This is a genomic window from Actinoplanes campanulatus (assembly GCF_014647795.1).
GTDB classification, from domain to species: Bacteria; Actinomycetota; Actinomycetes; order Mycobacteriales; family Micromonosporaceae; genus Actinoplanes; species Actinoplanes campanulatus.
The window spans coordinates 77,488-100,383 of the sequence record NZ_BMPW01000007.1 but is presented as its reverse complement, the minus strand read 5'-3'; the positions used below and the strand labels follow the sequence as shown (position 1 = coordinate 100,383).

At 71.7% G+C, this 22,896-nt stretch carries 20 protein-coding genes and 3 pseudogenes; 14 read left to right on the top strand and 9 right to left on the bottom strand.

Annotated elements, in window-relative coordinates; all coding sequences use genetic code 11:
- Positions 1 to 2 precede the first annotated feature (2 nt).
- The 4 genes and pseudogenes from IEZ13_RS46485 to IEZ13_RS15245 all read left to right on the top strand — a co-directional run.
- Positions 3 to 839 (top strand): annotated as a pseudogene (locus IEZ13_RS46485) (bifunctional MaoC family dehydratase N-terminal/OB-fold nucleic acid binding domain-containing protein); the annotation flags it as partial.
- Entirely contained in the window at positions 831 to 1,199 is a 369-nt protein-coding gene (locus IEZ13_RS46480; protein ID WP_229794732.1) for a hotdog family protein, read from the top strand. The pseudogene IEZ13_RS46485 and the gene IEZ13_RS46480, both read left to right, overlap by 9 nt.
- Positions 1,196 to 2,344, top strand: coding sequence for a lipid-transfer protein (locus IEZ13_RS15250; RefSeq protein WP_183221921.1), 1,149 nt, complete (start codon positions 1,196 to 1,198; stop codon positions 2,342 to 2,344). Before IEZ13_RS46480 ends, IEZ13_RS15250 begins: the two co-directional genes overlap by 4 nt.
- A 42-nt stretch (positions 2,345 to 2,386) precedes the next feature.
- Positions 2,387 to 3,001 (top strand): hypothetical protein, encoded by a 615-nt coding sequence (locus tag IEZ13_RS15245; protein WP_183221922.1) that lies wholly within the window; start codon positions 2,387 to 2,389, stop codon positions 2,999 to 3,001.
- 16 nt (positions 3,002 to 3,017) lie between these two features.
- Here the strand turns inward: IEZ13_RS15245 and IEZ13_RS15240 are convergent, their stop codons facing one another.
- The 5 genes from IEZ13_RS15240 to IEZ13_RS15220 all read right to left on the bottom strand — a co-directional run bounded on the left by IEZ13_RS15240 (position 3,018) and on the right by IEZ13_RS15220 (position 9,132).
- Positions 3,018 to 4,520: a flotillin family protein gene (locus IEZ13_RS15240; protein ID WP_183221923.1), complete on the bottom strand. Its 1,503-nt coding sequence runs from the start codon at positions 4,518 to 4,520 to the stop codon at positions 3,018 to 3,020.
- Positions 4,521 to 5,054: an NfeD family protein gene (locus IEZ13_RS15235; RefSeq protein ID WP_183221924.1), complete on the bottom strand. Its 534-nt coding sequence runs from the start codon at positions 5,052 to 5,054 to the stop codon at positions 4,521 to 4,523.
- An 88-nt stretch (positions 5,055 to 5,142) separates the two neighbouring features.
- Positions 5,143 to 6,123, bottom strand: a complete 981-nt coding sequence (locus IEZ13_RS15230) for a glutamate ABC transporter substrate-binding protein (RefSeq protein WP_229794710.1) — start codon at positions 6,121 to 6,123, stop codon at positions 5,143 to 5,145.
- Positions 6,124 to 6,173: 50 nt separating this feature from the next.
- Positions 6,174 to 7,502, bottom strand: coding sequence for a hypothetical protein (locus IEZ13_RS15225; RefSeq protein WP_183221925.1), 1,329 nt, complete (start codon positions 7,500 to 7,502; stop codon positions 6,174 to 6,176).
- A gap of 52 nt (positions 7,503 to 7,554) precedes the next feature.
- Positions 7,555 to 9,132 carry an FAD-dependent oxidoreductase gene (locus IEZ13_RS15220; protein ID WP_268240098.1) on the bottom strand — a complete coding sequence of 526 codons (1,578 nt, stop codon included), beginning with the start codon at positions 9,130 to 9,132 and terminating at the stop codon, positions 7,555 to 7,557.
- A gap of 37 nt (positions 9,133 to 9,169) precedes the next feature.
- Here IEZ13_RS15220 and IEZ13_RS48220 point away from each other — a divergent pair.
- The 5 genes and pseudogenes from IEZ13_RS48220 to dmpG all read left to right on the top strand — a co-directional run.
- Positions 9,170 to 9,724, top strand: a pseudogene (locus IEZ13_RS48220) (FAD-dependent oxidoreductase); the annotation flags it as partial.
- Between the two features lie 153 nt (positions 9,725 to 9,877).
- Positions 9,878 to 11,077, top strand: a pseudogene (locus tag IEZ13_RS48215) (FAD-binding protein); the annotation flags it as partial.
- Positions 11,078 to 11,264: 187 nt separating this feature from the next.
- The gene (locus tag IEZ13_RS15210) at positions 11,265 to 12,137 is read left to right on the top strand and encodes a 2-keto-4-pentenoate hydratase (RefSeq protein ID WP_183221927.1); all 873 of its coding nucleotides are present in this window, start codon (positions 11,265 to 11,267) and stop codon (positions 12,135 to 12,137) included.
- Entirely contained in the window at positions 12,134 to 13,012 is an 879-nt protein-coding gene (locus IEZ13_RS15205) for an acetaldehyde dehydrogenase (acetylating) (RefSeq protein WP_183221928.1), read from the top strand. The genes IEZ13_RS15210 and IEZ13_RS15205 overlap by 4 nt, the downstream gene beginning before the upstream one ends.
- Complete coding sequence (dmpG, locus tag IEZ13_RS15200) at positions 12,990 to 13,994, top strand: 4-hydroxy-2-oxovalerate aldolase (RefSeq protein WP_203833905.1); 1,005 nt, start codon at positions 12,990 to 12,992, stop codon at positions 13,992 to 13,994. The genes IEZ13_RS15205 and dmpG overlap by 23 nt, the downstream gene beginning before the upstream one ends.
- Before the next feature lie 130 nt (positions 13,995 to 14,124).
- Here dmpG and IEZ13_RS15195 read toward each other — a convergent pair whose 3' ends face one another.
- Genes IEZ13_RS15195 through IEZ13_RS15185 form a run of 3 tightly spaced genes read right to left on the bottom strand, consistent with a single transcriptional unit; the run spans position 14,125 to position 16,566 of the window.
- Positions 14,125 to 15,159, bottom strand: a complete 1,035-nt coding sequence (locus IEZ13_RS15195) for a ferredoxin--NADP reductase (RefSeq protein WP_183221930.1) — start codon at positions 15,157 to 15,159, stop codon at positions 14,125 to 14,127.
- Positions 15,159 to 15,401 (bottom strand): hypothetical protein, encoded by a 243-nt coding sequence (locus IEZ13_RS15190; RefSeq protein ID WP_183221931.1) that lies wholly within the window; start codon positions 15,399 to 15,401, stop codon positions 15,159 to 15,161. Before IEZ13_RS15190 ends, IEZ13_RS15195 begins: the two co-directional genes overlap by 1 nt.
- Positions 15,402 to 15,441: 40 nt before the next feature.
- Positions 15,442 to 16,566 carry a 3-ketosteroid-9-alpha-monooxygenase, oxygenase component gene (locus tag IEZ13_RS15185; RefSeq protein ID WP_183221932.1) on the bottom strand — a complete coding sequence of 375 codons (1,125 nt, stop codon included), beginning with the start codon at positions 16,564 to 16,566 and terminating at the stop codon, positions 15,442 to 15,444.
- 82 nt (positions 16,567 to 16,648) lie between these two features.
- On the opposite strand from IEZ13_RS15185, the gene hsaA reads away from it, so the two are divergent.
- From hsaA to IEZ13_RS15160, 5 genes are all read left to right on the top strand, one after another.
- Positions 16,649 to 17,815: a 3-hydroxy-9,10-secoandrosta-1,3,5(10)-triene-9,17-dione monooxygenase oxygenase subunit gene (gene hsaA, locus IEZ13_RS15180; RefSeq protein WP_183221933.1), complete on the top strand. Its 1,167-nt coding sequence runs from the start codon at positions 16,649 to 16,651 to the stop codon at positions 17,813 to 17,815.
- Between the two features lie 4 nt (positions 17,816 to 17,819).
- A complete protein-coding gene (hsaD, locus tag IEZ13_RS15175) occupies positions 17,820 to 18,617 on the top strand; it encodes a 4,5:9,10-diseco-3-hydroxy-5,9,17-trioxoandrosta-1(10),2-diene-4-oate hydrolase (protein ID WP_183221934.1) in 798 nt (265 codons plus the stop codon).
- Between the two features lie 150 nt (positions 18,618 to 18,767).
- On the top strand, positions 18,768 to 19,673 hold the full coding sequence (hsaC, locus tag IEZ13_RS15170) for an iron-dependent extradiol dioxygenase HsaC (RefSeq protein WP_183221935.1): 906 nt from the start codon (positions 18,768 to 18,770) through the stop codon (positions 19,671 to 19,673).
- 5 nt (positions 19,674 to 19,678) lie between these two features.
- On the top strand, positions 19,679 to 20,233 hold the full coding sequence (hsaB, locus tag IEZ13_RS15165) for a 3-hydroxy-9,10-secoandrosta-1,3,5(10)-triene-9,17-dione monooxygenase reductase subunit (RefSeq protein ID WP_183222020.1): 555 nt from the start codon (positions 19,679 to 19,681) through the stop codon (positions 20,231 to 20,233).
- 44 nt (positions 20,234 to 20,277) lie between these two features.
- On the top strand, positions 20,278 to 20,961 hold the full coding sequence (locus IEZ13_RS15160; protein WP_229794709.1) for a Uma2 family endonuclease: 684 nt from the start codon (positions 20,278 to 20,280) through the stop codon (positions 20,959 to 20,961).
- A 3-nt stretch (positions 20,962 to 20,964) separates the two neighbouring features.
- Here IEZ13_RS15160 and IEZ13_RS47880 read toward each other — a convergent pair whose 3' ends face one another.
- Entirely contained in the window at positions 20,965 to 22,830 is a 1,866-nt protein-coding gene (locus IEZ13_RS47880) for a serine/threonine-protein kinase (RefSeq protein ID WP_183221936.1), read from the bottom strand.
- Positions 22,831 to 22,896 lie beyond the last annotated feature (66 nt).

Here is a 22,896-nt window from a genome sequence, read left to right as displayed (position 1 = left end):
TGATGATCGAAGAGGTGGTGGCGCGGTTGACCGCGGCGGGGGAGACGCCGGCGCGGGCCGGGCGGGATCCGGTGAACCTGCCCATGATCCGCACGTGGCTGGAGGCGATGGGGGACGGGAATCCGGCCTATGAGCAGGCGGGCATCGCGCCGCCCGCGATGATCCAGGTGTGGACGATGCGGGGTCTCGCGCCGTCTCCGGTCGAGGATCCCTTGCAGGTCATGTCTGATCTATTGGACGAAGATGGATTCAGCGCGATCGTCGCTACCGATTCCGAGCAGGTCTACCATCGGCCGCTGCGTCTTGGCGAGACGGTCTCGGTCCGCAGTCAGCTGGAGGCTGTCGTCGGGCCCAAGAGGACCTCGCTCGGCGAAGGGTGGTTCGTCACCACGCTCAGTACCTGGCTGGTGGGGGATGAGCCGGTCGGCGAGATGCGCTTCCGGATCTTTCGGTACAAGCCAGGGCCTAGACCGGACAGATCAACTGCTCTACGGCCGATGATCACCGCTGACAACGCCGCCTTCTGGGAGGGCGCAGCGGCGGGCGAACTGCGCATCCAGCAGTGCGGCGAGTGTGGAACGATGCGCCACCCGCCCGGCCCGGCCTGCCCGCACTGCGGCTCGCTGAAACCGGAGTACACGACCGTCGAGGGAACCGGGCGGATCCACAGCTACGTGGTGCACCACCACCCACCCGTCCCCGGCCGGCGGGCCCCCTACACAGTCGCCCTCGTCGACCTCACCGAGGGCGTCCGGGTGGTCGCCGAGTACCGCGGCCCCCGCCCCGAGATCGGCGACCCGGTCCGGGTCCTCTTCGACGACGGCCTGCCGGTGTGGCGGCCCGACGTCGAAGTCCTCGGCCCGTGGGAGCTTGCGGTCACCCCCACCCTGATCGTCAGCACGGCACTGGCCACCCGCGACTTCCAGAACGTGCACCACGACCGGGACGCCGCGGTCCGGCTCGGCGGTAAGGACATCTTCCTCAACATCCTCACCACGACCGGCCTGGTGCAGCGGTTCGTCACCGACGCGCTCGGCCCGGCCACGGACGTGCGGGGCATCCGGATCCGCCTCGGGACACCGTGCCACGCGTACGACACGCTCACCTTCACCGGGCAGGTCCTCCCGCACGGCATCGAGGTCGTCGGGCGTACCGCCGCCGGGGTGCACGTCAGCGGAACCGTCGAGGTGGCGTCATGATCAGCCGAACCGCCGCGATCGCCGGCATCGGGGCCACCGAGTTCAGCAAGGACTCCGGCCGCAGCGAGCTGCGCCTCGCCGTCGAGGCGATCCGGGCCGCCCTCGACGACGCCGGCCTCCGGCCCGCCGACGTCTCCGGCCTGGTCACCTTCACCATGGACAACAACAGCGAGATCGCCGTCGCCCGGGAACTCGGCATCGGCGAGCTGACCTTCCTGACCCGGATCGGGTACGGCGGAGGCGCCGCCTGTGCGATCGTGCAGCAGGCCGTCCTCGCGGTCACCGCCGGGCTCGCCGACGTCGTCGTCTGCTACCGCGCGCTCAACGAGCGGTCCGGCCGCCGGTTCGGCCAGGCCTACGCGTCCCCGGACACCGACGCCGGCTGGCACGTGCCGACCGGACTCGCCACCCCGGCCGCGCAGGTCGCCATGGTGGCCCGCCGCTACCTGCACGACCACGGCGCGAGCACCGACGACTTCGGGCGGGTCACGGTCGCGGCCCGCCGGCACGCCGCCACCAACCCGCACGCGTGGTTCCACGGCCGCCCGATCACCCTGGACGACCATCGGGCCTCCCGGTGGATCGCCGAACCGCTGCGACTGCTCGACTGCTGCCAGGAGAGCGACGGGGCGGTGGCCGTGGTGGTGACGACCGTGGACCGGGCCCGTGACCTGCCCCGGCCACCGGCGGTGATCGCGGCCGCCGCCCAGGGCAGCGGACCCGGGCAGTTCGTGATGACCAGCTACTACCGGCCGACGGTGGCGGGGCTGCCGGAGATCGCGGTGACCGGGCGGCAGATCTGGGCGCAGTCCGGATACCGGCCCGCCGACGTGCGGACCGCTATGCTCTACGACCACTTCACCCCGTACGTCCTGATGCAGTTGGAGGAACTGGGTTTCTGCGCGCCCGGCGAGGCCCGGCACCTGATCGCCGACGACGGCATCGAGCTGGACGGGCGGCTGCCGGTGAACCCGCACGGTGGGCAGTTGGGGGAGGCGTACATCCACGGCATGAACGGCATCGCCGAGGCGGTCCGGCAGGTCCGCGGCACCGCCGTCAACCAGGTCCCCGGCGGCGGACCGGTCCTCGTGACCGCCGGCACCGGCGTTCCGACCAGCGCCCTTCTGCTGGAGGCGACCCCCTAGGCTGTGGCGCGACAGATCACGTCACGCACGGGGGAGACCGAGTTGTCCAAGAGAGCCGCGGCCGTTTCACTGGTGGCGCTGGCCCTGCTCGCCGGCTGCACGCCGGACGAGAAGGGCGCCACGGACGCGCCGATCGGTCCCGCGCCGAACGCCACGGCCAGCCCGGTCGCGCCGGAGAACCTTCCGGAGGCCGAGGACCCGACCGGCACCCTCGCCGCGGTCGGCGACGGCGGTGACTGGGACAACTACGTCGCCGCGTGCGCCAACGCCGAGCAGGAGCCGATCGTCCAGCAGGTGGCGATCGGTGACGTGAACGGTGACGGCACCGCCGACGCGCTGGTCGCCCGCACCTGCGACGCCTCCACCTCCTACTTCCCGTCGACGGTCGAGGCCTTCGACGGCAAGTCGCCGGTGGAGGAGCCGGCCCGGATCGGCAAGCCGATCCTCACCGACGTCGGCCCCACCGACCAGCCGTGGGTGATCGGCCTGTCGGCCAAGGGCGGCGCAGTGACCATCCAGGCCTACGGGACCGGCGGCACCGACAGCAACGCCTGCCCGAAGCTCAAGCTCACCTACCGCTACGAGTTCCAGGGCGGCGACTTCAAGCAGACCGACCGGGCCGCCACCACGTCCTCCTCGTGCTTGAAGACGGAGTGAGCGGCCCGGTGACGGTTCAGTCCTGAGGCTTCGCCTCGACGGCCCGGTCGCCGTTCGTGTGCGTGCCCAGCCGCGACAGCAACCCGGCCAGGTCGATGCCGGTCAGGTCGGTGCCCAGCTGCAGGCCCTGTGCCACGTTGCTGGCCACCGACTTGGTCAGCGACGACGCGCCGTCGGTGGAGATGACGGTCAGCTTGTCGATGCCACTGATCGGGGCGCTGGCCGCCTCGACCACCTGCGGCAGCACCTTGACCAGCAGGTCCATCACCGCGGCGTCGCCGTACTGGGCGTACGCCTCGGCCTTGCGGGCCATCGCCTCGGCCTCCGCCTGACCCTTGGCCAGGATGGCCGCGGCCTCGGCCGCACCCTCCCGCTCGATCGCCTCGGCGATCGCGGAACGCCGCCGCTGCTCCGCCTCACCCTCCTTGGCGCCCTCGATCGCGTTCGCCTCGGCCAGCGCCGCACGACGGGCCCGCTCACCCTCACCGACCAGGCGGGCCTGCTCGGCCTGCGCCTGCGCGGCCGCGATGGTGGCCTGCCGCTGCGCGTCCGCCTGGAGCACCGCGGCACTGCGGGACGCCTCGGCCTCCTGCTCCACCCGGTACCGCTCGGCGTCCGCCGGCTTGCGCACCTCGGTGTCCAGCTGACGCTGCTTGAGCTCGGCGTTCTGCTCGGCCACCTTCTGCTGCTCGGCCAGGATCTTCTGGTCCCGCTCGGCCTGCGCCAGCGGACCGGCCGCCGCCGACTGCGCCTTCGCGGCGTCGATCTCGGCCTGGATGGCGGCCTGCTTCAGCGACAGGTTCCGGTTCGCCTCGGCGATCGCCTCCTCGGCGAGCAGCCGCTCCTGCTCGGCCGCCTGCCGGGCCCGGGCCTCGGCGATGGCCGCGTCCTTGAGCACGCGCGCCGCCTCCGGACGACCCAGATCCTGCAGGTACGACCCTTCGGCCAGGATGTCCTGCAACTGGAACGTGTCGAGCACCAGACCCTGGTTGGTCATCGAGTGCTCGGCCTCCTCGGCGACCGCGCTGGCGAACGCCGCCCGGTCCCGGATGATCTCCTCGACGGTGAGCCGGCCCACGATCGACCGCAGCGCACCGGCCAGCACCTCACGGGTGAAGTCCTCGATCTCGGACTGCTGGTGCAGGAACCGCTGCGCGGCCGCGCGGATCGCGCCCTCGGTGCCGCCGACCTTGACGATCGCCACACCGTGCAGCTCGGCCCGGATGCCCTGCTTGGACACCGCGCCCTTGATGCTCACGTCGATGCGGCGGCTGGACAGGTCCAGCGACTGCAACTTCTGCACGATCGGCAGCACGAACACCGACGCGCCCATCACGACCTTCTGGCCGGACATGTCGGTGCTGCTGGTGCCGTCCAGGCCCTGGGTCGTCTTGCCCTTGCGGCCGGTGATGATGAACGCCTCGTTCGGCCCGGCCACCTTGATCCGGGAGAGCACGAACACCACGAGCAGTACGACCAGCAGCACGGCGCCGCCGATCGCGTAGAACAATCCAGACATCTATGCCTTCCCACTGTGAGGGGTTTCCTCGACCACGACACTCGTCTCGCTCGGCGCCTCGATCACGAAGATCTGGGCGCCCGCCGGAATCGCCCGCTCGGCGCGGGCGTAGAGCTTGACCGGCTGACCGCCGAGCCGGACCCGGACCTCGCCGTAGCCCGTCCCGGCCGGCACCGGGGTGACCACCACCCCGAGCGAACCGACCAGGTGGGCCCGCTGTGGGGTGGCGTCGGTGCGCATGTTCCGCGCGGCCCGCGACAGGCGCCACGCGAGCCAGGCGGCGGGCACGGCCGCGAGCGCGCCGATCAGCATCGACACGGCGACCACCGCGGGGGTACGGGCGCCGAGCAGCTCGGAGGCGGCGGCCCCGGCGAACCCGAACGCGCCCACGAAACCGGCCACCACCTCGAGCGACACCGGCCCGGCCGCCTCCGGATGACCGAAGTGAAGCAACTCGCCGCCGAGCAGCGCCAGCGCCAGGACCGCCACGGCGACGCCGCCGATCACCAGAAACACCACGGTCGCCGTCAGCACCGGTCATCCTCCCAGTTCAGCCCGGTCATCGACCGGCTGCGCCAGGGTAGTCCAGCCGGGCCACCCGCGCCTTCGGCCGAACGACCCGTCAGCGGTAGACCGCCGCCGGCGGATCGGCCGGACCGAGCCGCTCGGCCAGCCACTTGCCATAGACGCGGGTCCACGTACCGTCGGCCCGCATCTTCTCCAGCACCCCGTTGACGAACCGGACCATGTCCTCGTTTCCCTTCGGGATGCCGATGCCGGCCGGCTCGTCGGACACCGGCGCCCCGATCACCTCGGTGGTGGGATCCTGCGCGGCCAGGCCGGCCAGCAGGATGTCGATGGTCGAGACGGCGTCCACCTGGTGCTGCTGGAGCAGCACCAGGCAGTCCAGGGTGCTGTCGGTGCTCACCGCGATCGGCTTGGACGGCTGCGCCGCGATGGTCCGGATGCTGGTGCTGCCCCGGGTGGCGCACACCCTCTTGTTCGCCAGGTCGGCGAAGTCTTCGATGCCGTCGCCCTTGCGCACCAACAGCCGCTGCCGGGAGGCGATGTACTCGGTCGAGAACAACACCTTCTGCCAGCGCTCGCAGGTCATCGTCATGGTTCGGATCACCATGTCGACCTGCTTGTCCTCCAGCACCGGGATGCGGTCGGCGGTGGTGATGGCCCGGAACTGCACCCGGTTCGGATCGCCGAAGATCGCCCGGGCCATCTCCCGGGCCATGTCGATCTCGAAACCGACCAGCTCACCGCTCTCCGGGTCGCGGAAGCCGAACAGGTACGCGTTCTGGTCGATGCCGACCACGAGGCGGCCGTTCGCGGCGATCGTCGCCATCGTGCTGCCGGCCGGCATGGCGCCCGCCTTCGGCAGCGTCCCCTGCGGGCGCAGGCTGGCCCGGGGGTTGCAGTCCGGAGCCGCCGCGGCCGACGGCACCTCGGCCGGGTCCTGCACGTTCACCGGGCGCGGAACCGCCGCGGTCGCGTCGGCGGCCACCGGCCGTACCGTCTCCCCGTCATGTGATGAGCCGCACCCGGCAGCCAGAGTGATCAGCAGCAGCGAGGCGACGACCTTCAAAGTTCTCACCGGCACTCCCCGATCCGTGGCCTTCACCGGCATTTCCCGATCCGTGGCCTTCACCGGTACTCCCCGATCCGTGGCCGGAAACCCAGCACGACCCCGGCGACCAGCCCTAGGGTCAGCAGCACCAGGCCGGCGGCCAGGCCGCGCAGCGCACCGGCCGCCGCGTCCGCCTGCCGGTCCACCCGCTCGTTCGCGGTGTCGAGCGCGTCGCTGATCGCGGCGTCCAGCCGGCCGAACACCGACGAGAGATCGTCGGCGCCGACGGCGGTGGCCAGCTCGACGGCCTTGTCCCAGTCACCGCCGTCGTCCAGCTCACGAACCTGCCCGTGCAGCTCCTGCCAGCGGGCCGCCTCGTCCCGGGCCTGCTGGATGAGCTGCCGGTCGCTCTCCGGGGCCTGCGCCAGCGCGCTCGCGAGCCACCCGTTCGTACCGGTCAGCTCCGCGATCTGCTTGCCGAACGTCTTCTCGAACTCGGCGCCACCACCCCGCGCGACAAGCGTCAGCGACTCGTTGGCCCGCGCCTGGAGGCTGGCCCGCCCGGCGTTGGCGAGCGTCGACACCAGGTCGGTGCCGTCCCGCTGCCCGGTCTCCAGCCGGTTCGCCGACACCGTCAGCGCGGCCGCCGACCAGAGCAGCGCCAGCGCCAGCACCAGGCTCGCCGCGACCAGCCCCGGATTGAGGACGCGCCGGCTGCGGCGGGCCACCAGCACCTGCGCGGCCCCCAATGCGCCGGCCGTGACCAGCGCGAGCAGCGCCACCAGCCACGGGAAACCGGACGCGTCCCGCTGCTCACCCGCCACCCGCCGCTGCGTGCTGTCGAACACCTGGGCCGACGCCGGCAGCAGCGTCTGCTGCATCAGCGCCGACGCCTCCCGCAGGTACGCCCCACCGAGCGGCACCCCCAACCGCTGGTACGACCGGGCCGTCTCCACCAGCCCGGTGTAGACCGGCAGCTGATCGGCGACCACCCGCAGCCGGTCCGCGTCGGCGTCACCGGCGTCCCGCAGCGCCACGGTCAGCGCCGCGGTCGCCTTCGCGATGTCGTCCAGATAACGCTGCCGCAGCCCGGCTGGCTCGGCGCCACCGGCCAGGAAGGCGGTGGCGGCCGTCGCGTCGGCGTCCGCGAGCGCCCGGTAGAGGGTCTGCGCGTCCACGCTCACCGGGCCGCTCGCCGAGGCCACGTCCTCGATCAGGGCGGACCGCTCCCGGACGGCGGCGACCGTCGCCGTGCCGGCCAGCAGGCCCAGCGCCACCAGACCGGCCGCGACCAGCCAGTAGAGCCTCGGGGTGTTCATCCGCCCGCGCACCCGGGCCAGCGGACCCGCGCTCGGGGGTGGTGTCTCGGTGGTTCTGACCTCGGCAGGCGCGAGTTGGGTCGGCACGCTCACCCCTTCGATCGGCGACACCGCCAAGGTACGTGCCGCCGTCCAGAGTTCACCCGGTCAGGTCGAGGGCCGCCAGATAGCCGAACGTCATCGCCGGGCCGAGGGTGGCGCCCGCGCCGGCGTACCCGCGGCCCATCACCGAGGCGGACGTGTTGCCGGCCGCGTACAGGCCCGGAACCGGGGTGCCGTCCGGGCGCAACACCCGGGCCCGCTCGTCGGTGCGCAGCCCACCCTTCGTTCCCAGGTCGCCGGGGACCAGGGCGAACGCGTGGAACGGCGGTTTCAGCAGCGGGCCCAGGCACGGGTTCGGGCGCTGCCGCGGGTCGCCGTAGTAGCGGTCGTACGCCGAATCGCCCCGCCCGAAGTCGTCGTCCCGGCCACTCGCGGCGAAGCCGTTGAACCTCTCGACCGTACGGCGCAGCTCCTCCGGCGGCACCCCGATGCTCGCCGCCAGCCCCTCCACGGTGTCCGCCCGGTGCGCCACGCCCGCGTCGAACCAACGGCGCGGCAGCGGGGTGCGCGGCGCCCGGCCGGCGAACAGGTACCGGTCCCGGTAGGTGCGGTCGGTGATCAGCCAGGACGGCAGGTGCGGTGTCCCGGTGCGGCGGCCCAGCATGACGTGCACGACGTCGACGTACGGGGCGGACTCGTTCACGAACCGGCGACCGGAGCCGTCCACCATGAGGCTGCCCGGCAGGTTCCGCTCGGCCAGGCAGAAGTAGGGGCCACCGGTGAGCGGCAGCGACGGTCCCCACCACGCCTCGTCCATCAGATCCAGGGCGGCGCCCAGCTCACGGCCCATCACGATGCCGTCGCCGACGTTGCCGGGCGCGCCGACCGTCCACTCCGTACCCAGGTCCTGATGCTCGCGTCGCATCCGCTCGTTGCGCTCGAAGCCGCCGCTGGCCAGGATCACCCCACGGCGGGCCCGCCATCTTCGCGCGCCGGACCGGACGGCCGCGACCCGGCCCTCGTCGACGTCCAGGCCGGTCATCGGGGTGTCCATGAGCACCGGGACCCCGGCCCGGCGCAGCCCGGCCCGCAACCCGGCGGCCAGCGCCTGGCCCATGGTGAGCCGGTGGCCACGGAACCGGCTCGCCGCCAGCCGCACCGCGGTCAGCGCCGACCGCGGGTGGCGCATCCCCAGCGACAGCCAGCGGTAGTCGACCGCGGTCACCGCCATCCCGTTCGGTGCGGCCCGGTACGGCGGGGCGAGCGTCTCCAGATCCGCGCCGATCCGGCGTACGTCCAGCGGTCGCGGCTCGACGGTCCGCCCCTCGGCCAGCCCACCGGGCGCCTCCGGGTGGTAGTCCGGATAGCCCGGCACCCGGACGAACTCCAGCGGCGTGTGCTTCTCGACGAACGCCAGGACCTCCGGGCCGTATGCCAGCAGCGCGTCTCGCCGGACCGGTGCCACCTCGTCACCTGCAACGTGTTTCAGGTAGGTGGACGCTTCCGGGCCGGGCAGCCACAGTCCACCGCCGGAGCGGGCGGTGGAGCCGCCGTACACCTTCTCCCGCTCGATCACCACTGCACTGAGCCCGTGGTGGGCCGCGGTGAGGGCGGCGGTCATCCCGGCCGCGCCGCTGCCGACCACGACGACGTCGTACTCTTCCTCGGTCTTCACTAGAACAGGTTATAGTTATCCGGCTGGATCCGGGGAGGTGCATGTGGACGAATCGGCCACGGTCGTGGTGGTGGGCTTCGGCGCGGCCGGGGCGTGCGCCGCCATCGAGGCCGCCGAGGCGGGCGCCGACGTGCTGGTCATCGACCGGTTCACCGGCGGCGGCGCCACCGCGATCTCCGGCGGCGTCGTCTACGCGGGCGGCGGGACCCGCCAGCAGCGTGCCGCGGGCGTCACCGACAGCCCATCGGCGATGTACGCCTACCTGCGCCACGAGGCCGGCGACGCGGTGTCACCAGCCACCCTGCGCCGGTTCTGCGACGAGTCCGCCGACATGCTCGCCTGGCTGGAGGACCACGGGGTGCCGTTCGACGCGCGGTTGTGCCCGTACAAGACGTCCTACCCGACGAACCGCCACTACCTGTACCAGTCCGGCAGCGAACACGCCCACCCCGACCCGGCGCCGCGCGGCCACCGCGTCCACGCCCCCGGCACGTCGGGCGGCACCCTCCACACCCGGCTGGCCACGGCGGCCCGCGCCCTCGGCGTCCGCTTCCTCCCCCAGACCGAGGCCGTCTCCCTAATCCTCACGCCCGCGTCCGCGCCGTCCGCGCCTTCGTCCGCGCCGTCCGCGCCCCCCTCTGCGCCGCCCCCGCTCGAGTCTTTCGCGGTCGAGCCGTCCTCGACGGCCGAACCCTCACCGGTGCCGCAGAGGGAGACCGCGGCCGCCGGGGCCGATCATGCGGAAGGGCGGGTCGTCGGCGTGGAATGCCGGACCCTGCGGGACGCGCCCGCCTGGGCACGGTTCGCGCACCGGCGACTGCACCGCTGGTCGGTGAAACCTGGGCTCTACCTGCCCGGATTCGGCCGCGCGATGCACCGGCTGGCCGCCCGGATCGATAACCGCCACGGCCGCACGCTGCGCATCCACGCGGGCGCGGTGGTGCTGACGGCGGGCGGATTCGTTTTCAACCGGGAGATGATGCGCGAGCACGCCCCCGGTTATCGCGGGCTGCGCCTGGGCACGCCCGGTGACGACGGTTCCGGCATCCGGCTCGGGACGGACGCCGGGGCGGGGGTCCGGCATCTCGGCCGGGTCACCCTGTGGCGATTCCTGACACCGCCTTCGGCGCTGCTCGGCGGCGTGCTGGTCGACCGGGACGGTCACCGTTTCTGCGACGAGTCCCGGTACGGAGCAGCGCTCGGCGACGCCATCCTGCACCGCCCCGGCGGCCGGGCCTGGCTGCTCATCGACGCGACGGTGCTCGCCGAGGCGCGCCGCCAGCTGCGTTCGCAGACCCTGTGGTTCCAGCGCCTCCCCACGTGGTGGCTGCTGACCATCAAGCGGCTCCGCGCCGCCACCCTCGACCGGTTGGCCGACCGCGTGGGCATCGACGCGCCCACCCTGGCGACGACCGTCACCGCCAACAACACGACCGCCCTCCGGATCGGACCGTCGAACCCCACCGCGTCCGCGGACGTGGTCGCCCTGGCGTCCGGTTCCGGGGCGGGGGATGTGGATGTTGTGGCGTTCGGCTCCGAGGCCGATGCGCCGATCCCGACCGTGTCCGCGGACGTGGTCGCGGTGGCGTCCGGTTCTGAGGCCGATGCGCCGATTCCCGGAACGCGCGACGGCGACGCCGCGGTGAGCGGTGCGGTCGAGTGTGACGAGTTCGGGAAGCCGCTGGCCTTGGTGCGGCCACTGATCCGGCCACCGTTCTCGCTGCTGGACGTGTCGCTGCGGGCGTCGCCCGCGCCGATGCTGACGCTCGGCGGCCTCACCGTCGACGAGGAGACGGGCCGGGTGCTGCGACCGGACTCGACCGAGATCCCGGGACTCTACGCGGCCGGGCGCACCGCGGTCGGCATCTGCTCCGGCTCCTACGTCAGCGGACTGTCGCTGGCCGACTGTGTCTTCTCCGGTCGCCGGGCCGGTCGCGACTCCGCCGCCACGTCGCCGCCGGCTCCCCGGCGATCCTGGGTACCTGTTCACCGCGGACGGTGGTCGATCGCCCAAGATCGGCAGGGGATTTCGGAGCCCGCGCCGGAACCGGAAACGCCCGCCCGGCACACCGGCGCCGACTCGAGTGATCCCACCCGGCCGGCATCGCGGAGCAGTGGGGGAGGACAGGGGGATGAGCGTGCTCGCCGTCACTGAGCTGCGGGGGATCGCGGACCGGCTACGGGACGCCGAGCGGGACCGGGCGCCGGTTCCGCCGCTCACGCTGGAACGGCCGTGGTTGAGTGCGGCGGACGCCTACGAGATCCAGCTGCACAACATCCGGCGCCGGACGGCCGCGGTCGTGGGGCACAAGGTGGGGCTCTCGTCCAAGGCCATGCAGGAGATGATGGGAGTCGACGAGCCCGACTACGGGCATCTGCTCGCGGACATGCGGCTGTCCGAGGACGAACCGGCCGACGCGGCGCGGTACTGCTATCCGCGGGTCGAGATCGAGGTGGCGTTCCTGCTCGGGGACGATCTGCCGGGCGAGGACTGCACCGAGGCGGACGTGCTCGCGGCGACCGAGGCGTTCGCCCCGTCGATCGAGCTGATCGACAGCCGGATCGTGGACTGGCGGATCAGGCTCGCGGACACGATCGCCGACAACGCGTCGTCGGCGGGATTCGTGGTGGGCGCGTCGCGCGTACCCCCGAATGATCTTGATCCTCGCGGCATCGCCGCGGTGTTGCGCCGGGGAGCGGACGTGGTGGCGGCGGGCCGGTCCGACGCCGTGCTCGGCAACCCGGTGACCGCGGTCGCCTGGCTGGCGCGGACGGTGGCGAGATTCGGGGTACGGCTGCGGGCCGGCCATCTGATCCTGCCGGGCGCGTGTGCGCGGGCCGTCGATGCGCGGCCGGGCGACGAGTTCCGGGCCGAGTTCAGCGGGCTCGGCGAGGTGCGGCTGACATTCGCCGACAGCGGCGGGCGAGCCGGGACCGGGGCCGGGAGCAGCGCGACCGGCCAGAGCGCGACGGGCGGGAACAGCGAGAAGGAGGGCTTGCCGTGACGGTTACCGCGGCGATCGTGGGGTCGGGGAACATCGGCACCGATCTGCTGTACAAGCTGCTCCGATCGCCGGTGATCGAGCCACGGTGGATGGCCGGGATCGACCCGGAGAGCCCGGGGCTGAGGCTGGCCGCGTCGCACGGGCTGGTCACCGGGACCGGCGGCGTGGATTGGCTGCTGAGTCAGGAGCCGCGGCCGGACCTGGTGTTCGAGGCCACGTCGGCGGCCGTGCACCGGGCCGGCGCGCCACGCTATGCGGAGGCCGGAATCCGGGCGATCGACCTGACTCCGGCCGCCGTGGGACCGGCCGTGGTACCGGAGGTCAACCTCGGGGAACACCGGGACGCGGTCAACGTCAACCTGATCACCTGCGGCGGGCAGGCGACGATCCCGATCGTGCACGCCGTGTCGCGGGTGACGCCGGTCAGCTACGCGGAGATCGTGGCGAGCGTGGCGTCCCGCTCGGCCGGGCCGGGGACCAGGGCGAACATCGACGAGTTCACCCGGACGACGAGCCGTGGGCTGGAGACCATCGGGGGAGCGGCGCGCGGTAAGGCGATCATCGTGCTCAATCCGGCCGAACCGCCGTTGGTCATGCGGGACACCGTCTTCTGCGCGGTGTCCCCGGACGCGGATCAGGCGGCCGTCACCAAGTCCATCGTCGACCGTGTCTCCGAGATCTCGGCATATGTGCCGGGGTATCGGCTGCTCGACGAGCCCCAGTACGACCCGGTGGGCGATCGACTTCGGGTCGGGATCTTCGTCGAGATCGAGGGCGCCGGAGACTATCTACCGAAATATGCGGGGAACTTGGACATCATGACGGCGGCAGCGACCAGGGTGGGTGAGGAACTTGCTGGATCTCCGGATCACTGACTCGTCGTTGCGGGACGGGTCACACGCGAAACGGCACCGGTTCACCGTGGACGAGGTCACCGCGATCGTCCGGGCCCTGGACGACGCCGGAGTGCCGGTGATCGAGGTGACCCACGGTGACGGGCTCGGCGGTTCGACGTTCACCTACGGGCTCAGCCGTACCCCGGAACAGGAGCTGATCACGGCCGCGGTGCGGACGGCCACCCGCGCGAAGATCGCCTTCCTGATGCTGCCCGGCGTCGGCGTCCTCGACGACATCCGCGCGGCGGCGGGAAACGGTGCGGGCGTCTGCCGGATCGCCACCCACTGCACCGAGGCCGACATCGCGGTCCAGCATTTCGGCATCGCCCGCGACCTGGGGCTGGAGACCGTCGGCTTCCTGATGATGGCCCACTCCCGGCCGCCGGAGGCGCTCGCGAAGCAGGCCCGGATCATGGCGGACGCCGGATGTCAGTGCGTCTACGTGGTCGACTCGGCCGGTGCGCTGGTCATGGACCAGGTCGGCGACCGGGTGGCGGCGCTGGTCGCCGAACTGGGCGACGACGCGCAGGTGGGTTTCCACGGCCACGAGAACCTGGGGCTCGGCGTGGCCAACTCGATCCTCGCCTACCGGGCCGGCGCGAAGCAGATCGACGGCAGCACCCGCCGGTTCGGGGCGGGCGCCGGGAACACCCCGGTGGAGGCGTTCGTGGGAGTCTGCGACAAGCTGGGCATCCGTACCGGAGTGGACTTCTTCAAGATCGTCGACGCGGCCGAGGACGTGGTCCGCCCGGCCATGCCCGGCGAGTGCAAGCTCGACCGGATGGCCCTGATCATGGGGTACGCCGGGGTCTACTCCAGTTTCCTGACGCACGCCTACGCGCTGGCCGAGCGCTACGGTGTCTCCGGCGCCGAGATCCTGGTCCGGGCCGGCGAGCGCCGCCTGGTCGGCGGCCAGGAGGACCAGTTGATCACGATCGCCCGCGAACTGGCCGCCCGCTGAATGATCTCCCCGGCTGGCTCTCAGCGCTGTATCACCGGACTTGAGACAGCTCTGGGGCCGGCTTGGTCGACTGGGCCGTTGAGGCCGGCCATCCACCCACGCCCGGCGGCGCGCCATCCCCGTACCGGATCTATTGGTAGGTGACGGTGACCGAATCGGTCAGCGGTTCCGCCTGGCAGGCCAGGATGTAGCCCTCGGCGAAGTCCTCCTCCTCGAGGATCTCGTTGTTGACCAGGGTGACCTCGCCGCTGAGCAGGCGGCAGGCGCACGCGCCGCACTGGCCCTGCCGGCAGGAGTAGGGCGGGTTCAGCCCGGCGTCGATGATCACGTCGAGCAGGCGTTTGCCGGGTGCCCAAGGCAGCACGTGGGTCTGCCCGTCGAGTTCCACCTCGGCGACCGCGGCCCGTGAACCGGCAGGTTCGACCGCGGCGCTTGAGCCGGCCGGATCGGCCGCGGCGCTTGAGCCGGCCCGAGAGATCGCGGCGCTTGAGCCGGCTGGAGCGGCCATGGAGCGTGAGCCGGCTGATTCGAGTTCGAAGCGCTCCACCCGGATCCGCGACGCGGGGACGCCGGCCAGCTGCAACGCCTTCTCGGCGACCGCGACGAACGCTTCCGGGCCGCAGACGAAGGCCCATCGATCGGGGTACGCCGTGAGTAGTTCCCGCAGAGCGTCGGCCGTCGGCACGCCGCGTTCGCTGTCGAGCCAGTGCGTGACCGGGAGCAGCCTGTCCAGCTCGTCCCGGAAGATGATGGAATCAGCGTCCCGGTTCGCGTAGATCAGCGACCAGACCCCGCCGCGCATCGACTTGATGATCCCCATGATCGGGGTGATGCCGGAGCCGCCGGCGAGCAGGAGCAGGTCGTCGTCGGGGGAGTCCGGAGTGAACGTGCCGGCCGGGCCCGACATGTCCAGGGTGTCCCCGGCGTGGACGTGGTCGCAGATCCAGTTCGACACCCGGCCGCCGGGCACCCGCTTGACCGTCACCTTCGGCGCGGTGTCGACTCCCGGCGCGCTGGACAGCGAGTAGCAGCGCGCCCCGGCCGGTGTCCGGACCGTCAGGTACTGGCCGGGGCGGTAGTCGAAGCCGGCGTCCAGCACCAGGGAGCGGGCGTCCGCGGTCTCCGGGATCACGTCCACGATCCGGACCGGTCGGAACGTCGGCATCAACTCACCTCCAGACGGCCCTCACGAATCGCACGGTCGATGCTCTCCCGCAGTTTCGGGCAGGTCGGGACCAGTGCGGTCGGCCGGCCGCCCGCCTCCGCGGCGATCAGTTCACAGGCTCGGCCCCGCCACTGCACGCTGGTCTGCATGGTGCTGCGCCTACCGGCCCGGACCGGGATCCCGCAGCCGTCACAGCCGATGTCGACGAGGCCACCTTCCAGATAGTCGCGGCGCTCGTTCACGTCGCCGCCTCCGCTGCGCCTGGTTCGTTCGCAAGCTCGGTCATGTCGCCGCCCGGGCCTGGTTGGCGGCGACCTCGGCCTCCCAGGTCTGCACCGCCCGGGTGGTGTCGACCTCGAACTCGTAGCGCGCCACCATGTCGTCGGTGACGTCCTCCACGTCGACGTAGAACTGCTCGTACCACCGGCGTAGCTGATAGACCGGACCGTCCTCGGCGCAGAGCAGCGGGTTGTCGATGCGGCTCTTGTTCTGCCAGATCTCCACGTCCTGGAGGAACCCGACGCCGATGCTCTTGGCGAACCTGCCCGCCGCCTTCGCCGCCTGCTCGGTGGTGAGGCCGGGCAGCCGCTTCATGATCAGGCCCCACTGGAGAACGAACGAGTCGGGCGACACCGGATAGTGGCAGTTGATCAGCACCGACTCGATGCCGATGCCGTTCCAGTCGTTGTGCAGGTAGTCGATCATGTAGGACGGCCCGTAGTACGCCGCCTCGCTCCGCAGCGTCGACTCGCCGGACTGGCTGGCCGTGCTCGGCACGTCCGGACGTGGCCGGGTGTGCAGGAACTGCGCCGCCACATGCCCCTCCATGACGTTCTTGAAGAACGTCGGGAAGGCGAAGTGGATGTAGAAGAAGTGGGCCATGTCGACCACGTTGTCGATGATCTCCCGGCAGTTGGCGCCGTCGATCCGGACCGAGTCCCACGTCCAGTCGCTCCACTCGTCGGAGAAGGCGCCCTCGATGCGGGGGATGGCCACCTCGGGCGGCGGCGGATTGCCCTGCGGATCGTTCCAGACGAACAGTTGACGGTTCTGCTCACAGGTCGTCCAGGAGCGGGTGCGGGCGCGCATCGGGATGCGGTGTGCGTACGGCACCTCGACGCAGCGGCCGTCCCCACTCCAGCGCCAGTCGTGGAAGGGGCAGGCGATGGTGTCGCCCTTGATCGTCCCCATGGTGAGGTCGCCGCCCATGTGCCGGCAGTAGCCGTCGAGCACCTTGATCGCCCCGCCGGAGTCCGCGAAGACCACGAGTTTCGTGCCGAACGCCTCGATCGCGTGCGGCCGCCCGTCGCGGAACGTGTCGGCCAGCCCCAGGCAGTGCCACCCTCGGGCGAACCTCGCGGGCGGCTTCCCGGCGTCGATGGTGCGCGGTTGCTGGCTGATGCTCATGCGCCGCTCCTGGTCCGCTAGGTAGAACGTGTTCTAGTATAGGGGTCGCTCGACACACGGCCAACCAGCCTGGAGGGATCTCATGGAAGCGGTCCTCGCCGGAGTTCGGGAACTGTTACCGGTTCTGCGGGAGCACGCGCAGGAGACCGAGGATCGCCGGGCCCTCGACCCGGAGACCGTCAAAGCGCTCGCCGAGACCGGCTTCTTCCGCCTGCTGCAACCAGCCCGGTTCGGCGGCTACGAGGCGCACCCACTCGACTTCCTCACCGGGGTCCGGGAGATCGCCTCAGCCTGCGGCTCCACCGGCTGGGTCGCCTCGGTCATCGGCGTGCACAACTGGCAGCTCGCCCTCTTCCCGGACCGGGCGCAGCAGGACGTGTGGGGAGCCGACACCGGCACCCGCATGTCCTCGTCCTACGCGCCGACCGGCAGGATCACCCGGGTCGACGGCGGCTTCCGGGTGAACGGCCGCTGGAGCTTCTCCTCCGGCTGCGACCACGCCACCTGGGTGCTGCTCGGCGGCATCATCCCACCCGGTGAGGACGGGACACCCGCGGACTTCCGCACCTTCCTGCTGCCCGCCGCCGACTACACCATCGAGGACGTCTGGCACACCGTCGGGCTGCGTGGCACCGGCTCCAACGACATCGTGGTCTCCGACGCCTTCGTCCCGGAACACCGGACGCTGAGTTTCAACGACACCGCCCGCTGTGCCTGCCCGGGGCAGGAGCAGAATCCGGGGCCGCTCTACCGGATCCCCTACGCCTCGATCTTCTCCTACGCGATCACCACACCGATCATCGGCATGGCCACCGGCGCCTACCGGGCCCACGTCGACCACACCCGCGACCGGGTTCGGGCGTCCTACGTGGGCGTGAAGGCCGCCGAGGATCCGCACTCGCAGGTGCGCGTCGCCGAGGCGGCCAGCGACATCGACTCCGCATGGTTCGCCCTCCAGGCCAACATGCGCGAGCTGATGGAACTGGCCACCGCGGGCGCGAAGCTGCCGATGCCGTTGCGCCTGCGGATCCGCCGCGACCAGGTCCGCGGGACCGAACTGTCCATTCGCGCCGTCGACCGCCTCTTCGAGAACTCCGGGGGCCGGGCCCTCGCGGTCGGCACCCCGATCCAGCGCTTCTGGCGCGACGCCCACTCCGGCCGGGTCCACGCGATCAACGACCCGGAACGGGCACTGTCCATGTTCGGCCGCGGCGAGTTCGGCCTCCCGCTCAACGACGCGATGGTGTGATCCCATGACGCTGGCCTTTCACCGCGACGGCGCGGGCTCTCCGGTGGTCCTTCTTCACGGCGGCGGTCCGGGTGCGTCCGCCAAGAGCAACTTCGGGCGGACGATCCCCGCGCTCGCGCCGCACTTCGACGTCATCGCGGTCGACCAGCCCGGGTACGGTGGCTCGCTCGGCGACCCGATCGTGGGGCAGTACTTCACCCACGCCGCCGGTGAGCTGGCCGCGCTGCTGGACAAACTCGGCATCGACCGGGTCGACCTGATCGGCAACTCGCTCGGCGGTGGCACCGCCGTGCGCTTCGCCCTCCAGCACCCGGCACGGGCCCGTCGGCTGCTCCTCATGGGACCCGGTGGCCTCTCCCTCAACGTCCTCGCCGCCGACCCGACCGAAGGGGTCAAACGACTCGGAGCCTTCGGCCGTGACCCCAGCCGGGAGAGGCTCGCGGCCTTCCTGCGGACCCTCGTCTTCGACCCCGCACTGATCACCGAGGAACTGATCGAGGAACGTTTCCAGGCCGCGGTCGACCCGGCCGCCATGCGGGCGATGCGTGAGATGGGCGCCTCCTTCAGCGACCCGCGGACCCGCGAGGAAGGGATGCTCTGGCGCGACGCCCACCGGCTGCGGCACGAGACCCTGCTCGTCTGGGGCCGGGAGGACCGGGTCAACCCGCTCGACGGCGCGCTGGTCGCCCTCAAGCTGCTGCGCAACGCCCGCCTGCACGTCTTCGGCGGCTGTGGCCACTGGGCCCACCTGGAGAAATTCGACGAGTTCAACCGCCTGACCATCGACTTCCTCACCTCCTGAACCGCGCCTTCACTCTCCCTATCGCGCCCACCCCGACTTTCGGTTCACGCCTTCTTCGAGAGGGGACCGCTCCATGAGCGAGCTTGCGAGCGAATCATTCGGCTCAGTCATGTACTCATTGCGATGCCGGAGCGCAGCGGAGGTGGCGCAATGAGCGTCATCCGCTCCCTCGGCTATCTGCGCGTCGAGTCCACCGATCCGCCCGCCTGGCGTGAGTTCGGCGTCAAGGTGCTCGGCATGGCCGAGGGCCGCGGCCCCGACCAACAGGCCGTCTACCTGCGCATGGACGACCTGCCGGCCCGCATCGTGGTGGTGCCCGGCGAGAAGGACCGGCTGGCCGCCTCGGGCTGGGAACTCGCCGACCCGGCCGCCATGACCCGGCTCGCCGCGGCGCTCGAGGAGGCCGGGTACGCGGTCAAACCGGCCGGCGCCGACGAACTCGCCGACCGCCGCGTCTCCCACCTGATCAGCGTCGACGACCCGGCCGGCAACCGCCTCGAGTTCTTCTGCGGCGCGGCCCTCGACACCCGGCCCTTCCTGAGCGCCACCGGCACCCGGTTCGTCACCGGCGGCCAGGGCATGGGACACGCCGTCCTGCCGGCCCGCGACGACGCCGCCTCGCTGCGGTTCTACACCGAGGTGCTGGGCTTCCGGCTGCGTGACTCGATGCGGCTCGTCCCCGAGCATCTCGGCCTGCCGCCCGCCGACCGACCACTGTGGATGCGGTTCCTCGGCTGCGGGCCCCGGCACCACAGCGTCGCGCTCGCGCCCATCCCGGCGCCGACCGGGCTGATCCACCTGATGATCGAGACCGAGACCCTCGACGACGTGGGCCGGGCCATCGATCGATGCGGCCGCCACAAAGCGCCGATGATCTCCACGCTCGGCCGGCACGCCAACGACGAGATGGTCTCCTTCTACGTGCGTACGCCCAGCGGCTTCGACATCGAGTACGGGTACGGCGGGCTCACCGTCGACGACAGCACCTGGGTCGCCCGGCAGACCACCGCGCACAGTGTGTGGGGCCACCGCTTCTTCGGCGGGGGCGGTCATTGACCGAGGTGACGGCCGCCGGCCTGGAGCCCGCGCGGTTCCGGCGGGTGTTCGGGCACTTCGGAACCGGGGTCACGGTCATCACCACGGCCGACGACGACGGTCCCGCCGGATTCGCCTGCCAGTCCTTCGCGCCGCTGTCGCTGGACCCGCCGCTCGTGCTGTTCTGCGCGCGGAACGAGTCGGAGACCTGGCGGCGGATCCGGGCGGCCGGGGTCTTCGGCGTCAACGTGCTCGCCTCCGGCCAGCGCGACGTCTCCCGGCTCTTCGGCACTCGGGGCGCCGACCGGTTCGCGGCCCTGGACTGGGCACCCGCGCCGTCCGGTGCACCCGTCCTCGCCGACGTGCTGACCTGGGCGGACTGCGCGGTCGAGGCGGTCCACCCGGGCGGCGACCACGTCATCGTCATCGGCCGGGTGACGGCGCTGGGGCCGTGCCGCGACGTCCCGCCACTGCTCTTCTACCGCAGCCGCTACACCTCCACGGCGCCGAACTCCCCCTACGAGCCCCCCGAGGTCGTCGACACCCTGCTCTCCTGGCCCCGCCACACCGACTGGATCTGAGATCACCCGGCCGAGTGGAATCCGGTCCGGGATCCTGGTGGCTGATGTGCCTGGAGCAGGGCCACCGAGCAGCGGTGAGGTCTGTTCGGGCGGCCGGATGGGTAGGCTACGGGGTGAGCCAGCTTTCCCTGGAGGGGGTAGGTTTCATGAGCGCCGAGCCGGCGGCAGAGTGGCACATTCCGCCAGCGGAGGGGCATACCGCGGATGACCTGGATCGCATTCCCGATCTGCCGCGGCACGCGGAACTCATCGACGGAAGCATCATCGTCGTGAGCCCGCAGAAGCGCTTCCACATGAAGATGCTGCGCCTGCTGGAGAACGCGCTCGCCCGGTCGGCACCGCGGGACTCGTTTCACGTGAGCCGGGAGATGTCCGTGGTGCTGGGCCCCCGGCAGCGGCCGGAGCCGGACCTCATCGTGGTGCATGCGGCCGCGGAGATCGACGACGACGCGAGCTGGTATCCGGCGGAGGCGGTCGTGCTCGCGGTGGAGGTCGTCTCACCTGAGTCGCAGGAGCGCGACCGTGTGCGTAAGCCGCTGCTCTACGCCGGCGCCGGGATCCCGCATTTCTGGCGGGTGGAGGAGAACGACGGAAGCCCGGTCGTCTACGCCTTCGAGATCGAGCCGGCAACGCGTCAGTACGTGCCGACCGGGATCTTCCACGGTCGGGTGGACCTCAAGGTTCCTTTCGAGATCGACATCGACCTCACCGAGATCGACCGGATGTGATCGTCAGCCGCAGTGCTCGAAGGGGCTCTGGTAGGTCAGGCCGCCGATGGTGCCGCCCCACTTGACGCAGATCCCGTCGGCCGCGGCGTGTACCGGGCCGGCGTAGTACTGGAACGAGCCCTTGTCGAGGTGCTGGGTGCCGCCCTTCACCTGCAGGGTGGCGGACATCGCGGTCTTCTGGTCGAGCGTGTTGCTCTTGACGGTGACCACACAGTTCGAGCCGTCCGCCGCGTAGAGCAGGTAGACGACGCCCCGCTTGACGCCGGCGGCCGTGGTCAGGGGCTGCTTGTCGATCACCGAGTAGCCGCTGCCGCAGATGTCCACCGGTTTGTACGGGTTCGTCTCGGTCGTCGTGGTCGGCGTCGGCGAGGTTGACACGGCCGGGTCGGTGCTCGCCGTGGCGGTCGGATCGCCGGCCGGGGCCGAGACGGCCGGCGACGACCCGTTCACCGGCGTGGTGGGCTTGGCCGGCTCGTCGCCGTTCGCCGACGGCTTGCGCTGCTCGATCGGCCGGTCGGTCACCTGGTCGCGGGCACGCGGGCTCTCACCGTCACCGGCCGGTGGCTGGCCGCCGCTGTCGAACTCGCTGACCGTCTCGGGCTCGCCGGACCTCCACTGGTTGCCCAGCACGATGCCGCCGCCCGCCAGCATGAGACCGACCGCCACGGCGGCCAGCGCCACGGTCAGCCGGCGGCTCCTGCCAGGATGCGCCCCGGTCGCGCCCGCGTTCGTCCCGGTCTCGTGCCGCAGCGAGCCGAGCGAGACCGCCCCGGAAACGGCCGAACCGCCCGGCATCCCAGGAGAGCCAGGCATCCCAGGAGAGCCAGGCATCCCAGGAGAGCCGCCAGGCATCCCAGGAGAGCTGCCGGGCATCCCAGGAGCGCCGCCCGGCGGGATCGGGGCGGCGCCGAATGACGGGGCGGCAGCGGCGCCGGATGACGGGGCGGAGGCGGCGCCGGACGGTGGCACGGTGGGGCCTGCCGGGAACCGGTTCGGTGGGGCCGGGTTCGGGGGAATCGGGGTGCTCACCGCGTACCCCGAATGGTTTGAAGCGGCCCGCGCAGCCGCGGCCAGACCGGCGGCGTGAGGGAAACGCTGAGCCGGATCGCGTGCGAGCGCGCGCATCACCACCGACGCCGTGGCGGGCGGCACATCCGGCGGCAGGACCGGCGGATTGCCGTGCACCAGCTGGGCCAGGACGGCGAGCGGGTTGTCACCGACGTAGGGCGGGCGGCCGGTGAGGCAGCAGAACGCCACCGCGCCGAGCGCGTACATGTCGGTGGCGGCCGTCACCGGACGGCCCTCCGCCTGCTCCGGCGCCATGTAGTGCGCGCTGCCGAGGACCACGTTCGTGCTGGTGATGCCGGTGATCCCGGCCGACCGGGCGACCCCGAAGTCGACCAGCACGATCGCGCCGGCCGGACGGACCAGCAGATTGCTCGGCTTGACGTCGCGGTGGATGATGCCGGCCTCGTGCGCGGTCTGGAGCGCCTCGGCGACCTGCGCCACGATCGTCATCGTCTCGGCCGGACCGAGCCGGCCCGCCTGCTGGATCCGCTTCGACAGCGGGGTGCCGTCGATGTACTCCATCACCAGGTAGTCGAGCCGGTGCGCGCCGACCGCCGCGTTCTCGCCGTAGTCGTAGACCTGCACGATCCCCGGATGCCGCAGCGCCGCCATCATCCGCGCCTCGGACCGGAACCGGGTGATGAAGTCCGCATCGGACATCAGCGCCGGGAGCAGCACCTTGACCGCGATCTCCCGGTGCAGCAGCAGGTCGTTGCCGCGCCACACCTCACCCATGCCGCCCGCGGCGATGCGCTGGGTCAGCTGGTAGCGGCCATTGAGCACGACACCCGGTGAAAGCACCGGATCATGCTAGTCGCCGCGCGCACGCCGCACCGCCCGCCGATTCACCCGTCCCGATCCTCGGGC